The sequence below is a fragment of the Butyrivibrio proteoclasticus genome (genome assembly GCF_900115735.1).
Classification (GTDB): domain Bacteria; phylum Bacillota; class Clostridia; order Lachnospirales; family Lachnospiraceae; genus Butyrivibrio; species Butyrivibrio proteoclasticus_B.
In genome coordinates this window covers 1-15963 of the sequence record NZ_FOXO01000013.1, presented here as the reverse complement: position 1 = coordinate 15963, position 15963 = coordinate 1, and the positions used below count along the sequence as shown (strand labels likewise).

Annotated in this window: 15 protein-coding genes; 12 read left to right on the top strand and 3 right to left on the bottom strand. The window is 40.6% G+C overall.

Features of this window, described 5'->3' with window-relative positions:
* The first annotated feature begins 9 nt into the window (after positions 1–9).
* Positions 10–1611 carry a Mur ligase family protein gene (locus BM146_RS09400; RefSeq protein ID WP_074887817.1) on the top strand — a complete coding sequence of 534 codons (1602 nt, stop codon included), beginning with the start codon at positions 10–12 and terminating at the stop codon, positions 1609–1611.
* A 31-nt stretch (positions 1612–1642) separates the two neighbouring features.
* Complete coding sequence (locus tag BM146_RS09395; protein ID WP_074887814.1) at positions 1643–2851, top strand: D-alanine--D-alanine ligase family protein; 1209 nt, start codon at positions 1643–1645, stop codon at positions 2849–2851.
* 38 nt (positions 2852–2889) lie between these two features.
* Here BM146_RS09395 and BM146_RS09390 read toward each other — a convergent pair whose 3' ends face one another.
* Entirely contained in the window at positions 2890–3621 is a 732-nt protein-coding gene (locus BM146_RS09390; protein WP_074888037.1) for a lysophospholipid acyltransferase family protein, read from the bottom strand.
* Positions 3622–3776: 155 nt separating this feature from the next.
* Here BM146_RS09390 and BM146_RS09385 point away from each other — a divergent pair, with 155 nt between their 5' ends.
* The 3 genes from BM146_RS09385 to BM146_RS09375 are packed head-to-tail and all read left to right on the top strand — an operon-like array spanning position 3777 to position 6843.
* Entirely contained in the window at positions 3777–5114 is a 1338-nt protein-coding gene (locus BM146_RS09385) for a dihydroorotase (RefSeq protein ID WP_074887811.1), read from the top strand.
* Entirely contained in the window at positions 5111–5908 is a 798-nt protein-coding gene (locus BM146_RS09380) for a dihydroorotate dehydrogenase electron transfer subunit (protein ID WP_074887808.1), read from the top strand. Before BM146_RS09385 ends, BM146_RS09380 begins: the two co-directional genes overlap by 4 nt.
* Positions 5909–5937: 29 nt before the next feature.
* Positions 5938–6843 (top strand): dihydroorotate dehydrogenase, encoded by a 906-nt coding sequence (locus tag BM146_RS09375; RefSeq protein ID WP_074887805.1) that lies wholly within the window; start codon positions 5938–5940, stop codon positions 6841–6843.
* A 65-nt stretch (positions 6844–6908) separates the two neighbouring features.
* Here the strand turns inward: BM146_RS09375 and BM146_RS09370 are convergent, their stop codons facing one another.
* On the bottom strand, positions 6909–7541 hold the full coding sequence (locus BM146_RS09370) for a hypothetical protein (protein WP_074887802.1): 633 nt from the start codon (positions 7539–7541) through the stop codon (positions 6909–6911).
* 178 nt (positions 7542–7719) lie between these two features.
* Between BM146_RS09370 and ispE the strand changes: the two genes are divergently transcribed.
* Both ispE and BM146_RS09360 read left to right on the top strand, forming a co-directional pair.
* Positions 7720–8589 (top strand): 4-(cytidine 5'-diphospho)-2-C-methyl-D-erythritol kinase, encoded by an 870-nt coding sequence (gene ispE, locus BM146_RS09365; RefSeq protein ID WP_074887799.1) that lies wholly within the window; start codon positions 7720–7722, stop codon positions 8587–8589.
* Between the two features lie 14 nt (positions 8590–8603).
* Positions 8604–9056, top strand: coding sequence for a YwiB family protein (locus tag BM146_RS09360; protein ID WP_074887796.1), 453 nt, complete (start codon positions 8604–8606; stop codon positions 9054–9056).
* A gap of 27 nt (positions 9057–9083) precedes the next feature.
* Here BM146_RS09360 and BM146_RS09355 read toward each other — a convergent pair whose 3' ends face one another.
* Positions 9084–9557: a hypothetical protein gene (locus BM146_RS09355; RefSeq protein WP_074887787.1), complete on the bottom strand. Its 474-nt coding sequence runs from the start codon at positions 9555–9557 to the stop codon at positions 9084–9086.
* Between the two features lie 174 nt (positions 9558–9731).
* Between BM146_RS09355 and tig the strand changes: the two genes are divergently transcribed.
* The 5 genes from tig to tnpA form a co-directional block, all read left to right on the top strand.
* On the top strand, positions 9732–11009 hold the full coding sequence (gene tig, locus BM146_RS09350) for a trigger factor (RefSeq protein WP_074887784.1): 1278 nt from the start codon (positions 9732–9734) through the stop codon (positions 11007–11009).
* Between the two features lie 29 nt (positions 11010–11038).
* The gene (gene asnS / locus BM146_RS09345; protein WP_074887781.1) at positions 11039–12430 is read left to right on the top strand and encodes an asparagine--tRNA ligase; all 1392 of its coding nucleotides are present in this window, start codon (positions 11039–11041) and stop codon (positions 12428–12430) included.
* A 91-nt stretch (positions 12431–12521) separates the two neighbouring features.
* Positions 12522–13943 carry a C40 family peptidase gene (locus tag BM146_RS09340; protein WP_074887778.1) on the top strand — a complete coding sequence of 474 codons (1422 nt, stop codon included), beginning with the start codon at positions 12522–12524 and terminating at the stop codon, positions 13941–13943.
* A 40-nt stretch (positions 13944–13983) separates the two neighbouring features.
* Positions 13984–15534: a glutamine-hydrolyzing GMP synthase gene (gene guaA, locus BM146_RS09335; RefSeq protein ID WP_074887775.1), complete on the top strand. Its 1551-nt coding sequence runs from the start codon at positions 13984–13986 to the stop codon at positions 15532–15534.
* Between the two features lie 193 nt (positions 15535–15727).
* Positions 15728–15963: IS200/IS605 family transposase (tnpA, locus tag BM146_RS09330; RefSeq protein WP_143087459.1), on the top strand; the 236-nt coding region annotated here is incomplete at its 3' end.

The window sequence follows — 15963 nt, the reverse complement described above, 5'->3', positions numbered from 1 at the left end:
AGGTAAAGCATGTTTTTAATGATAGGAAATATAATAATTCTATTACTTGTTCTTGTGATGGCGGTACTGGGACTTAGGTATTACACCCATATGCTCCAGCTATCAAGCTATCAGTTTCAGGGATATTTCAGATTCTTAAGGTCCATCCCGCGAAATCTTGTGGCGCACGGAGCAGTTCTTTTGGCAACTGTAGCAGCACTTATTGCAGATAAGACCGGAGTGAGAATAGCACTTGTTGCGCTGATCATATTCGTTGCTTTATATGCATTTCTCATTTTTGCATATCTTCCAAAGCCTGCTAAAAAGAAATTTGTGGTCACTGACAGAGTAAAGAGACTTTTCATAACTTATGTGGTTATTGCAGCGATCATCCTTGTGGCTGGCACCATTGCTTTTAATTTGATCGCAGTTCCATCTGTGATCTTTATGGCTCTTTTGCCGCTTGTTCCTGCACTGGCCAATCTTATAAACAAGCCAATAGAAAACAGAATAAATCAGTATTTTATCGACGATGCCAAGAGGATGCTTAAAGAGCATGAGAATCTTCGCATCATAGGTATTACAGGAAGTTTTGGCAAGACAAGTGTTAAGTATTATCTTACGACACTGCTGTCAGAAGGCTTTAGCGTTCTTATGACACCAGAAAGCTACAATACTCCAATGGGAATAGTAAGGACAATAAGAGAGCATTTGAAACCAACTCACGAGATTTTTGTGTGTGAAATGGGTGCTCGTCACCTTCATGATATAAAAGAGATAACTGATATCGTTCATCCTGATGACGGAATAGTTACATCTATTGGATATCAGCATCTTGAGACCTTCCACAGCCTTGAGAACATCATAAGCACAAAATATGAGCTGCTTGATGCAGTGGATGAAAAAGAAAAAGCCGAAGGCAAAAAAGAAGGTAAACACCTTAAGTTTGTAAACGGTGACAATGAGATAATCCGTGCCAATATGAAATACAAGGATGCCATCACTTATGGACTTAACGATGGCAACGATTACCAGGCAAAAGATATCAGGGTTAACAGCCAGGGAACAACGTTTACTGTTACTTCTCCAAGTGGAGAGACAGCAGAATATACAACAAAGCTCGTTGGAAGGCATAATGTTGAGAATATAGTTGGTGCAATTGCTGCAGCCAACAGTCTTGGAATCTCAATGTCCAAGCTTAAGATTGCTGTAAGGCGTCTTCAGAGTGTTCCTCACAGACTTGAGCTCAACAAACATGGTAATGTATCCATACTAGATGATGCTTACAACTCCAATCCAAATGGAGCAAAGGTTGCTCTTGAGACATTATCTCTTTTTAAGGAGCACGTTAAGATCCTTGTCACTCCGGGAATGGTTGAGCTTGGTGAAAAAGAGGATGAGTACAACAAAGAATTTGGAAGGCAGGCTGCTGAGGCTTGCGATTATATTATTCTTGTTGGAGAAAAGAACAGTGCTTCAATAAAGGCAGGAGCTCTGGAAAAGGGCTTTGATCCTGAGAGACTATTTATAAAGAATACTCTCAGCGAAGCTACAGCACTTATGTATGAGATAGATGCAGGAAGAGAAAAAGTTATTTTGCTTGAAAATGATCTTCCGGATAATTATAAATAAATGATAACAGTTTTAGGAAAGAAGGCAGTTTATGAAGCTTAAAGTAGCAGTTTTATTTGGTGGAAAAAGTACTGAGCATGAGATTTCAATAATTTCAGCAATTCAGGCTATAGGCAGTATCAACAAGGAAAAATATGACATTATCCCTGTTTATATGACAAAGAATAATGACTTTTATGTTGGCGAATATGTGGATAAGATCGAGGAATATACACATATTCCTGAACTTTTGAAAAAGAGCACTCAGGTTATCTGGGTTAAAGAAGGCGACAAGGTATCTCTCATGAGATATCCAATGAAGAAATTTGGAAATAACGTTATTTCTCAGGTTGATGTTGCATTCCCTATTGTTCATGGAACAAACGTTGAAGATGGCACTTTACAGGGCTATCTTGCTACTCTTGGTCTTCCCGTTGTTGGATGTGATGTTCTTTCATCAGCAGTTGGTATGAACAAGTATGTTATGAAGACAGTTTTAAAGGACAACGGAATTCCTGTTCTTGACTGCAAGTGCTATACATGGAAGGACTATGAGGACGTTAATGGACTTGTTGAAAAAATCGAAAAGCAGTTTGAATATCCTGTAATTATCAAGCCTTTGAACCTTGGTTCAAGTATCGGTATAAAGAAGGCATCTAACAGAGAGGACTTATTAGAAGCTCTTGATCTTGGATTTGAGTTCTCTAAAAAGATCCTTGTTGAGCCGGCTATTACTGAGCTTAAAGAGATCAACTGCTCAGTTCTTGGTGATTATGAATCAGCGCAGGCTTCAGAGTGTGAGGAGCCTATCAACTCTGATGATATCCTTAGCTTTGAAGATAAGTACATCGGAGGAGCAAAGGGCTCAGCTAAGGGCGGCGCAAAGACCGGCGGTTCAAAGGGAATGGCATCTCTTAAGAGAAAGATCCCTGCTGACATCACATCTGAGATGAGAGATCAGATCAGAAAGATGGCTGTTGATGCATTTATTTGCCTTGGATGCTCAGGAGTTTCAAGAATTGACTTTATGATCGACATGGCAACAAATAAAGTATATTTAAATGAGATCAATACAATTCCGGGATCACTTTCATTCTATCTTTGGGAGCCTCTTGGAGTTAAATATGAACAGCTTTTAGACAGCATGATACAGCTGGCTCTTAAAGCAGACAGAGAAAATCATAAGGTAGTATATTCATTTGAAACTAACGTCCTTGAAGGCGTTCATCTTGGTGGTGGAACAAAAGGAAGTAAGATATAATTAATTAAATGGCGAGTGCTTTAGCACTCGCCATTTTTTCAAGAATTTACGTTCTTGAGATAGGTTTCTTCAACGATCTTTTTAACGTACTGATCGATATTTTTCTGATCTTCCTTGGAAAGCTCACTCATAACAACAGGTTTGCAATATTCGATAGTCACATGAGTGCTCTTTATCAGTGGAAAATGTTTCTCCAAAATGTCTTCTGTGTGGGTAACTACTACAGGAACGATAGGGCAATCAGTTCTTTGAGCTATCTTAAAGCTTCCTTTGTGGAACTCACCAAGTGGCTGGTCTGTCTTGTTTCTGGTGCCTTCAGGATAGATAAAGATTGAGATGCCGTTCTTAACTTTATCGATGGCGGAAATGATCATCTCAAGGCCTTTTTTAAGGTCCTTCCTGTCAAGGAAGAGACAGTCCATATAGATCATCCAGATGTTAAGGAGCGGAACTTTAAGGATTTCTTTTTTGGCGATGAATCCTGTTGGGTTAGGAACTCTTGGATAACACAGGACTATATCAAAAATACTTCTGTGATTTCCAACATAAAGAACAGCCTTGTCCTTTGGAACATTCTCTTCACCTATGACAGTTCTTTTCACGCCGGAGATAAAAATAACCACATTGAAAGCCCAGCTGACAATAGCAAGTGAAGCAGTCTTCTTGAACCATGGATTGAACTTTCCGACAATCCAAAGGATTCCCTGAATCGGGAGACTGACTATTAAAAATACCGCTACAAATAAAACTGCGAGAACTAAACGTATCATTATATAATTATTTACCTTTCTTTTGTACTTAATAAATCCATCATCTATTTTCTCACGGCTCATAAAAAATAGAAAGAGGATTTTTAACTTGAAAACCATATGTCCGGTAGTGCATTATATAGCATAAGGACAAATTCAAAATTAAGGGGATGCAAATGTTACTGATTAAAAATGGACAACTGATAGATCCGGCTTCAGGATTGTGCGGGCTTTGCGGCGTGCTTGTTGATGGAGACAGGATCGCTAAGATTGGAATGTGCGGAAGCCTGGATGACATGGCTACTGAGAGCATGCTGTTAAGAGAAAATGAGGCAAACACTGGACTGACAGATGCGCAGTCAGAAGATACTCTGGTATCAATTGATGCTGCAGGATGCATAGTTGCACCTGGACTTGTGGACGGTCATGTTCATTTCAGAGATCCTGGTTTTACCTATAAAGAGGACATCGAAAGTGGGGCAAAAGCTGCTGCTAGAGGCGGATTTACAAGCGTTGTCATGATGGGAAACACAGATCCACATATGGACAATACAGACACTATCAAAGATGTGCTTGAAAGAGGCGCCAAAACAGGGATTAATGTTTACACCTGCGGTAATGTGACTAAGAACATGGCGGGAAAAGAACTTGTGAATATGGATGAGCTTATAGACGCAGGAGCAGTTCTTTTTACTGATGATGGAAAGCCGATAGTTGATGAAGAACTTATGGAAAGAGCCTGCAAAGAGGCTGCGAGAGTCGGAAAAGTAATAAGCCTTCATGAGGAGGATCCTTCATTTATAACAGACAACGGCATAAATGCAGGAGAGGTGGCTGGGAAGCTCGGTTTAGTTGGATCCCCAAGAGAAGCAGAGATTTCCATGGTGAAAAGAGATATCGACATAGCAAGAAGAACAGGCGCAAGCATCACTGTTCAGCATATAAGCGCTGCGGAATCGGTTGATCTTATTAGAGATGCCAAAAGGGAAGGAATCAGTATTCATGCAGAAGCAACGCCCCATCATTTTACATTGACAGAAGGTGCAGTTCTAAAATACGGAGCGCTTGCCAAAATGAATCCTCCGCTTCGACTTGAAAGTGACAGACTGGCAATCATAGAGGGAATAAAAGATGGGACTATAGAAATGATTGCAACCGATCATGCACCTCATGCCAGGGAGGAAAAAGCAAAAGACTTAAAGGCAGCTCCAAGCGGAATAACAGGACTTGAAACATCACTTGCACTTGGTATAAGAGAGCTGGTTGACAAAGGATACCTTAGCCTTATGGATCTTTTGCAAGCGATGACCATCAATCCTTCCAGGATATATGGGATTGATGCGGGGGCTATAAGAGAAGGCGGATGGGCAGACATGGTCATTTTTGCCCCGGGTGAAGAGTGGAGCTTTGTTCAGAGCGCTTCAAAATCGTCAAATACTCCATTCCTTGGTGAGAGATTACCGGGAAAGATTATTTATACAATATGCAGAGGAAAGGTTGTGTACAAAGCATGACAAAGAAAATGAAAAAAGAAGCAAAAGTACTAAGCCAAAAGCTACTTGCAGATGGCATTTTTGATCTGTGGCTTGAGACAGAAATAGCTAGGGATACTTGCCCAGGACAGTTTGTTGGTGTGTATACAGTAAATAAGGCAGCTCTTTTACCAAGGCCTATCAGCGTATGTGAGGTAAACAAGGAAAAAACTGCTATCAGACTGGTTTACAGAGTGGTTGGAACCGGAACAGCTGAATTTGCATTGTATCAGCCCGGGGACTACATGATGATCCTTGGCCCTCTTGGTAGCGGCTTTCCTCTTGAAAAGGCAGAGGGAAAAAAGGTTGTTTTGATGGGAGGCGGAATTGGAGTTCCACCACTTCTTGAAACAGCTAAAAGGCTCAGTGAAGGCACAGATAAAAAGGCCTTGGATGTAATTACAGTAATGGGATATAGAAATTCCGAAACATTTCTTTCAGAAGAATTTGAGAAATACAGCAGACTTTACATTGCTTCTGATGACGGAAGCGTTGGAACCAAGGGCAATGTAATTGATGCGTTAAAAGAAAAAAAGATAGACTGCGATGTTATTTTTGCCTGCGGACCAATGCCAATGCTTAAGGGAATCAAGGCTTATGCGCAGGAAAATGGAATTAAGGCATATCTTTCCCTTGAGGAGAGAATGGCTTGCGGCGTAGGTGCCTGCCTTGGCTGCATCTGCAAGACCAAAAAGGTAGATGATCATTCACACGTAAAAAATGCCAGAATCTGCACAGATGGACCTGTGTTCGATGCAGATGATCTTGATATGTAAGAAACTATTTGAGGATTGTGAGAGTAGATATGAATACAAAAGTTAAGATAGCAGGAGTAGAATTTAATAACCCGGTAATGACAGCATCAGGAACTTTCGGATCCGGAATGGAATATGCTGAGTTTGTGGATTTGAATAAGCTCGGAGCTGTAGTTACTAAGGGCGTTGCGAACGTTCCGTGGGAAGGAAATCCAACTCCCAGGGTGGCAGAAGTATATGGCGGTATGCTAAATGCCATAGGCCTTCAGAATCCCGGAGTAGACGTATTTATAAACAGAGATCTGGAGTTTTTGAAAAAATACGACACGAAAGTAATCGTAAATGTCTGTGGAAAGTCTGTAGAAGATTACCTTGAAGTAGTTGAGCGACTCTCTGATGAAGAAAGAGTTGATATGCTTGAGATCAATGTCTCATGCCCAAACGTAAAAGAGGGTGCGATTGCCTTTGGTCAGAAGAAAGAGGCTCTTTTCGATATAACAAGCAGAATAAAAAAAGTATCTAAAAAGCCTATTATAATGAAGCTCAGCCCAAATGTTACAAGCATTGCAGAGATGGCAAAAGCTGCAGAGGCAGCAGGAGCTGATGCAATTTCTCTGATAAATACGATCACAGGTATGAAGATTGATATTTACAAGAGGAAATTTGCTCTTGCCAATAAGACAGGTGGCCTTTCAGGCCCTGCAATTAAACCTGTCGCTGTGAGAATGGTTTACGAGGCTTCAAAAGCCGTAAATATCCCTATTATAGGAATGGGGGGAATAGCAAGTGCAGAGGATGCCATAGAGTTTATCATGGCCGGTGCAACTGCTGTAGCTGTCGGAGCCATGAACTTCCATGATCCATATCTTACAGGAAAAGTTGTAGACGGAATTGAAGAGTATATGAGAAACTACAATGTGGATGATATAAACAGTATTAGAGGAATTGTTGAATAATCGAGAATAAGAAAAGGAAGAGCCGTTGTAGCTCTTCCTTTTCGATTACTAGCAACTCTTAGTCCTTACTCACTGTCTGTTTTTCCGGTGAGCTCATCGAACCCTTTCATTACAGCTGCATAGGTCTGCTTGGAAATCTCCGGAAGCTCCCCGCCCCAGGTCTTTTCAGCCTGTGCATAGCCCTTCTCGAAAGCATCTCTCATCTTTTCGAGCTTATCAGGGTCGTCGCCAGCCAGCGTCTTGGCAAAATCAAGGATTCTTTCGGAGGTCTTATTTACACCCCAGTAGCCATCCTCGGCGATATCTGCCTGCGCCTGTGCCTTTGTCGCTGCGTCTACAGTGAAATCTCCTTTTGCAAGGAATTTCCACATAGAATCCTCGTCATTTTCAGAGTTAGCTATGCCATAGGTCTTGGCCTGCTTACCCATCATCTTCTGGACAATGTCCAAAAGCTGCTGCTTACGTAGTTCTACGTCAGCCTGCATCTGCCTAATGATTTGGGTTCTGTCCGTATTTTTGGAAGACACTTGTGAGGCCTTATCGCTTTCCTCATCTGACTTCTCATATACGGCAGCGGCTTCAGCTTTCACCTTAACTTCATCATCTTTTTTCTTTTCTTCAACAGAAGAAGGATTGACAGAAGAAGCATAGGTGGTTGCGATGTTGTTAGTAACCTCGGTAATTCCGTTTACACCCATATAGAACTCCTTTTCCGCGTAGGTCCCTAAAAAACCGCGCTGAAACGAAACGATAGTTTACCTATTCCTCTTATCGGCTGATTTTTCAAAAACTTTAGTGTTTTTTTTAATTTTTTTTCTTGAGTTTATGTATAATGAGTGAGAAGATTTTAGAAAAGTAGAATTGGAGCGGATTTGAATGATAATAACTCGCAAAGCATACGCAAAAATCAACCTTGGGCTTGATGTCACAGGCAAAAGAGCTGATGGTTATCACATTGTTCGCATGATAATGCAGAACGTTGATTTGTTCGATACATTGGATTTTGAAGACAATGAAACTGGTGAAATTGTTTTGAAAGCTTCTTCACCTAAGATACCTACAGATGACAGCAATCTTATCTGCAAAGTTGCAAAACAGCTTCAGGATAAATTTAATGTAAAGAAGGGTGCAAATATTAATCTTGTTAAAAGAATTCCCGTTGCCGCCGGAATGGCTGGGGGAAGTACAGATGGTGCAGCTGCATATATTGCTCTCAATGAACTTTGGAACCTGGGCTTAAGTAAAGAAGATTTATGTAAACTTGCAGTAAATCTTGGAGCAGATATACCATATTGCATTATGGGTGGAACTATGCTGGCAGAAGGAATAGGAGAAAAGCTTACTAAGGTTTCCGACTTGCCACAATGCTACATAGTAATAGCAAAGCCTGCAATTGATGTTTCAACAGGCTGGGTATATAAAGAACTGGATAGTAAAGAAATCGTAGATCATCCTGATATTGACAGTATAAAAAGAGCGATAGAAATAGGCGATATCTATGAGATGTGTGATCTTATCGGCAATGTCCTTGAACCTGTGACTGCCGGTAAATATGAAGAAATCCGAGAAATAGAGAAGCTTCTTGAGGATAACGGCGCAATAAGAGCTTTTATGACAGGTAGTGGCCCAACTGTTTTTGCTATTTTTGATGACAGAGATAAAGCTGAGGCAGCACGAAAAGAAGTGGAAAAAAGCGGGCTTGCACCGGAACTCTTTTTATCAGGGCCCATAAATCCTGAGGAGTAATTGAGGTGTTTTACATGAAAAAGAATGTAGATGTAAATGTTACCGGTATTCATTCAAGACCAGGTGAACCAACTGAAAAGATTGTTACAACTTCCATGGGAAAGTATGAAGTATTGGATGATGGAAGTAAGATAATAGAATATGATGAAAAACAGGATACTGGAAGCGGAGAACTCTGTGTCCATAATAAGGTGTGTATTTCATCCGACGGTAATAGCATGGAGATTACGAGGGGGGGAGACATGAACTCAAAGCTTGCTTTTGGAAAAGAGCTTGAGTATGACACTGCTTATGAAACTCCTTATGGCACAATGCAGATGAAAGTAGTTACCACAAGCTTTGATTTTATAAATATCAGACATGAGGAGGAAATGAAACTTATGGCTGAATATGAACTAGAGATTGGCGGAGAAGTCCTGTCAGATTCCATGATAATCATAGAAATAAAAAATGCTGAGACAGTTTGAACTGTCCCAGCTTTTTCTTTTTTATTGTTATTTAACCATTTTAGCTCCGGCTTTTTCCTGAGCCTTAGCAACAAGATTCTTAAAGAATCCTTTCTTCTGTTCAGGAGCCTTAGTCTTACCGCGAAGTCCTTTAACTTCTGTAACATAGATTCCGCTCACGGAAGCTTTAACTTCTTTTTTAACCGGAACCTGATCAAAAATTTTCTCGTCACAGATAAGACTCATTACTCTGTTTCCAACTCTTACTTTAAGAATTGGAAGTTTTGACCTTCTGAGAAGCTTAGGAGTCTGCTCAATAACTGACTGAGGAAGACCTGACTCGTTTAATTTCATTCTCTTTTTATCAATTATAAGCATAGTGATCGTCTGCTTCATCGCATCAAGCTGCACCTGCTGTTCAGCCTGCTTCTTTTGAGCTCTTTTACCAACTATGATTAAAGCAACGATGGCAGCAATAAGAATCACTGAAATAACAATAGCAACGATAGCTCCTGTACTCAAAATATAATCCTCCGAATAATAAAAATATAGCAAAATGTATTTTAGCATTATTTAGGAAGATAAGCAAATAAAATACTTTAATCTGTTTGTAAGGTGTGGTAGTATAAAAAATATTGTTTTTACAAATGTTATGAAAGGTGGAATTATACGGATTTCACTGGAGGAGAATTAGAAATGAAGAACAAAATTGCGTTATTAATGACTGGAGTTTTAGTCGTTGCATCACTTACAGCCTGCACCGGAAAAAATAATACAGAAACAGCTACAAATGCAGCATCAGAGACCAGCTCAGTTAGTTCAGATGAGGCTGCAGGTGCTGCTTCAGATAGCTCAGCAGAGACAACACCTACAATTTCAGCTTTAGAGAATCTTGAGAACCTTGAGACAATGACACTTGCAGAGATCAACCCAGAAGAGTTTGTTACTCTTGGCGAGTACAAGGGTGTTACAGTAGAAGTTGCAACACCAAATGTTACTGATGAAGATGTTGAGAGCCAGCTCAGTAGCATCTTTTCAAGCAACCCACCTATGACTGAGGTTACAGACAGAGCAGTTCAGGATGGAGATACAGTAAATATCGATTATGTGGGTAAATATGCTGACAGCGGTGAAGCTTTTGATGGCGGTACAGCCCAGGGAGCAGATCTCGTTATCGGATCCAATTCATACATTGATGGTTTTGAGAGCGGACTTGTTGGAGCAAATATTGGTGATACAGTAGATCTTAACCTTACATTCCCTGAAGATTACGGCGCTGCAGATCTTGCCGGCAAGGATGTTATTTTTACAGTTACAATCAACAGCATCTCTGTAAAGTCAGATGAGATGACAGATGAGTGGGCAGCAGGTCTTGGTGCTAATTTCAGCAACATCGGAGAAGGCTACGAAGACAGAGCAGTTACAAACCTTGCAGATTTAAGAGAATACATCAGAAGCGGACTTGAACAGGATGCTAAGGATACTTACAATAATAATGTAGATAATGAAGTTCTTTCAGCAGTTATATCAAATTGCGAGTTTAAGGAAGTTCCTGAGAAGCTCTACAACAGATATCTTAAGCAGCAGAACGAACAGCTTGAGTACTATGCAAGCATGTATTCTATGTACGCTGGAAAGCAGCTTACATCAAGTGATATAGTCAATATGATGATCCAGAATGAAGGCTCAGCTCTTTCAGGAGATGATTATTTAAAAGAAATGGTAACAAATTCTACACAGCAGTTCGTTATGTTTGCAGCAGTTGCAAAAGCTGAGGGAATTGAAGTTACAGATGATGATATAGATGCATATCTTAAGAATGCTTACGATACAGCATCAACAACAGCTTACAGCTCATATGAAGACTTCAGAGCAACAGTTGATCCTGAAGTTTACAGAGAAGGCTTGATGGCAGAGAAGGTATTAGACTTCCTTGTAGCAAATGCTAATGTCGTTGAGCCTGCAGGAGAGTAATTAATCTTTTTCATAGATTGGAGGACATCATGGAATTAGTTGATATCAGAGCACTGTTTGAACAGCAGGACAAATACTCAGGACAGAAAGTTACTGTAGGTGGATGGATCAGAAATATTCGTGATTCAAAGACTATCGGTTTCATCATGCTTAATGATGGTACATATTTTAAACCATTGCAGGTTGTTTATACTGACGGACTTGCAAACTTTGCAGACATCAGCAAGCTCAATGTAGGAGCAGCGGTTATTGTAACAGGTAGTATTATTGCAACTCCTAACGCGAAGCAGCCATTTGAGATGCAGGCTGATTCAGTTGAGATAGAGGGACCTTCAACTCCTGATTATCCACTTCAGCCGAAGAGACATACACTTGAGTACCTCAGAACAATTCCTCATTTGAGAGCAAGGACAAATACTTTTGAAGCTGTATTCAGAGTACGTTCAGTTGCTGCATATGCTATTCATTCTTTCTTCCAGGAGAGAAATTTCGTATATGTACACACTCCACTTATCACAGGAAGTGATTGCGAAGGCGCAGGAGAAATGTTCCAGGTTACAACAATGGATCTTAACAACGTTCCAAAGACTGAAGAGGGAACAGTTGATTACTCAAAAGACTTCTTCGGAAAGCCTGTAAACCTTACAGTTAGTGGACAGCTTAACGTTGAGACATATGCATTCGCATTTAAGAATGTTTACACATTTGGACCAACATTCCGTGCAGAGAATTCTAACACAACAAGACATGCTGCAGAGTTCTGGATGATCGAGCCTGAAATGTGTTTTGCAGATCTTAAGGATGACTGTGATACAGCAGAAGCAATGCTTAAGTATGTTATCAGCTATGTTCTTGAGCACTGCCCTGAAGAAATGGCATTCTTTAACGAGTTTATTGATAAGGGTCTTATTGATAGACTTAACAATGTAGTTAACAACGAGTTTGGTCGTATTACATATACAGAAGCTATTGAGCTTTTGGAGAAGCACAATGATAAGTTTGATTACAAGGTTTCATGGGGATGTGACCTTCAGACTGAACATGAGAGATATCTTACAGAAGAGATATTTAAAAAGCCTGTATTCGTAACTGATTATCCAAAGGAAATCAAGGCATTCTATATGAAACTTAATCCGGATGGAAAGACTGTAGCAGCAGCTGACTGTCTTGTTCCCGGAATTGGAGAGATAATTGGAGGAAGCCAGAGAGAGGATGACCTTCAGCTTCTTGAGAGCCGTATGGATGAACTGGGAATGAAGAAAGATGAGTATCAGTTCTATCTTGATCTTCGTAAGTACGGTAGTGTTCGACACGCAGGATTTGGTCTTGGATTTGAGCGTTGCGTAATGTATCTTACAGGAATGGGCAACATTCGTGACGTTGAGTCATTCCCAAGAACAGTTGGTAACTGCGAACTCTGATGATCATTCAAGAGTTGAACACAAATATTAGTCGATATTGTTATATAATGATATTGAAGTAAAATCTTAATTAGGAGCAAGGGGGATAGGTATGAAAAAAAGTGGCTTTTTTGTAGTAGTAGCTATGTCTCTTGTTATGAGTTTACTGGTGGCAGACCCTGTATGGGCTACCACCAGTACTGATTTACAGCAAAAACAGAATAAGCTTGAACAGGAACAGAAGGCACTGGAGTCCCAGCAGAAATCGCTCCAGTCACAACAGAAAGACAGCCAGAATAAGTTAAACAATGCCAATAGTCAGATAGGCAGTATTTCAGAAGCCAAAGGGGAAACAAAAGAGGCAATTGATGAGACCAATGCAGTTATTGTTGGCCTTATGACAGATATAGAGCTTATCAAGGAAGACATTGACAGGACACAAGAGCAGATAGAGATAACCCAGCAAGAGTATGACGAGGCAAAAAAGCAGGAAGAAACCCTGTATGAAGCAATGGTTCAGCGAGTTAAGTTTATGTATGAAAAGGGAAACCTATCGTATGTGCAGATTCTTTTGACTGCAACCAGCTATGCTGATGCGCTTAATAAGGCCCAATACGTTGAACAGCTTTATGAATATGATAGAATAAAACTTGCAGAGTATGTGGCAGCAAAGGAAAAGGCTGAAGCATATGGCAAACAGTTAGAAGAAGAAAAGGCAGAACTTGAGACTTCAAAGTATGAGTTGGAAGAGGAAGAAGCTTATATGGAGGAAGTTCTTGCTGAGTACAAGGCAACTTACGCTGATTATGAGGTCAAGCTTGCCAAGGCAAAGCAGGAAGCTGCTGTATATACAGCTCAGGTAAAAAGCCAGCAATCAAGTATAGCATCGCTTCAGAAGCAGATAGAAGCAAAAGAAAAACAGGTTGAAGAGACAAAAAAAGCAAAAGAAGAAGCACTAAAGGCAGAAGAGGAAGCTAGAAAAGCAGCAGAGGAAGCAGCCAAAGCTGAAAATGAGGAAAATGAAAAATCCGGTTATTCGACCGGTACCGGAACAACTTCATCTGGGACAACTTCTTCCGGAACAGTTTCGGCCGAAACAACATACACAGATACTACATCATCAGATGCAGATGATAATGATGATTCAGATAATTCGTCAGGCACATCCAAGAGCTATGCTCCAGCAGGAAGTGCGACAGGTTCTAACATTGCAAAGTTTGCATGTCAGTTTGTAGGTAATCCCTATGTTGCAGGAGGAACAAGCCTTACAGATGGTGCGGATTGTTCAGGTTTTGTAATGTCTGTATATCAGGCTTTTGGAATATCGGTTCCAAGGACATCATGGGCTCAAGGATCTTATGGAACAGAGGTTTCATATGCAAATGCGCAACCTGGAGATGTAATTTATTACGGTGGACATGTTGGAATATATATCGGTGGTGGGCAGATTGTTCATGCAAGTACTCAGAAAACCGGTATCAAGATTACAAATGCCAATTACAGATCCATGATATCTGTAAGAAGATATATTTGATAATACATGGTAACTATTAACTCTGTTATATGGAGGAAGCATGGCTACAGAAGAAAAAGTTATAGTAATTGACTTTGGCGGGCAATACAATCAGCTTGTTGCCAGAAGAGTCAGAGAATGCAACGTTTACTGCGAAATCTATTCTTATCGCACACCTATCGACCAGATCAAGGCGATGAATCCTAAGGGAATTATTTTAACAGGTGGACCAAATTCCTGTTATGAAGATGGAGCTCCAACTTATACTAAAGAGCTCTTTGAACTTGGAATTCCGGTACTTGGCTTATGCTATGGAGCTCAGCTAATGATGCATGTACTTGGCGGAAAGGTTGAGAAAGCACCTGTTCGTGAGTATGGTAAGACTGAAACCTTTATAGACGGCTCTAAGGATACTCTTTTTGCCGGTATTGAAGAGAAGACTATAGTATGGATGAGCCACTTTGATTATATCAGCAAGGTTGCTCCCGGATTTGACATTATCGCTCATACAGCTGACTGCCCTGTTGCTGCAGCTGCATGCGAGGATAAAAAGCTTTATGCGATCCAGTTCCATCCTGAAGTTCTCCATACTGTAAAGGGTAAAGAGATCCTTCATAACTTCGTACGAAATATTTGCGAAACAGCCGGATCATGGAGAATGGATTCTTTCGTAGAGAATACAATTAAGGAAATCCGTGAGAAGGTTGGTGATGGCAAGGTATTACTTGCACTTTCCGGTGGTGTTGATTCATCTGTCCTTGCAGCACTTCTTGCAAGAGCAATCGGAAAACAACTCACATGTGTATTTGTAGACCATGGTCTTCTTCGTAAAAATGAAGGTGACGAGGTTGAGAGCGTGTTTGGACCAAACGGTAACTTTGATATTAACTTTATCAGAGTAAACGCTGCTCAGCGCTATTATGATAAATTAAAGGGCGTAGAAGAGCCTGAACGCAAGCGTAAGATTATCGGTGAAGAGTTCATCCGAGTCTTTGAAGAGGAAGCCAAGAAGATTGGAACTGTAGACTTCCTTGCACAGGGAACTATCTATCCTGACGTCGTTGAATCAGGACTTGGCGGAGAGTCAGTAGTTATTAAGTCTCACCACAATGTTGGAGGACTTCCTGACTATGTTGATTTTAAAGAGATAATCGAACCACTTCGTTCTTTGTTTAAGGATGAAGTTCGTAAGGCTGGGCTTGAACTTGGCCTTCCTGAATACCTTGTATTCCGTCAGCCATTCCCAGGCCCCGGCCTTGGAATTAGAATTATCGGTGAAGTAACAGCTGAGAAAGTAAGAATTGTTCAGGACGCTGACTTCATTTACAGAGAAGAACTTGCAAACGCAGGTCTCGAGAAACTTCCTGATCAGTATTTTGCAGCTCTTTCCAATATGCGTTCAGTAGGCGTAATGGGAGATGAGCGTACATACGATTATGCAGTAGTTCTTCGTGCAGTTGAGACAGTCGACTTCATGACAGCTGAAGCTTCAGAAATTCCATTTGCAGTACTTCAGAAAGTCATGAGCCGTATCATAAACGAGGTTAAAGGTGTTAACCGCGTAATGTACGATCTCACAAGTAAGCCACCAGGAACGGTAGAGCTGGAGTGATATTATATTTTCCATATTGTATTTGTGATAGCAGGCATTATCCATGATGCCTGCTATTATTGTGTAGCATCTTTAATAAAACCCCCTGCTATGCAGGGGGACAACAGCTGCTTTAGCTTACAGTAGAAAACCTCCCGTGATAGAATTACTTACGGTTCGCCAACCAAAGTAAAATCACAGGAGGTAGTCCAAAATGGACATGAATAGTTTATCACACACTAAATGGGAGTGTAAGTATCACATTGTATTTGCACCAAAGTTCAGAAGAAAGGTCGCATATGGCCAGATAAAGCAGGACATAGCAAATATTCTCAGTACACTATGCAAGAGAAAAGGAGTGGAAATCATAGAAGCAGAGGTGTGCCCAGATCACATCCATATGCTGGTAAGGATACCACCGAGCATGAGTGTATCAAGTTTCGTAGGATA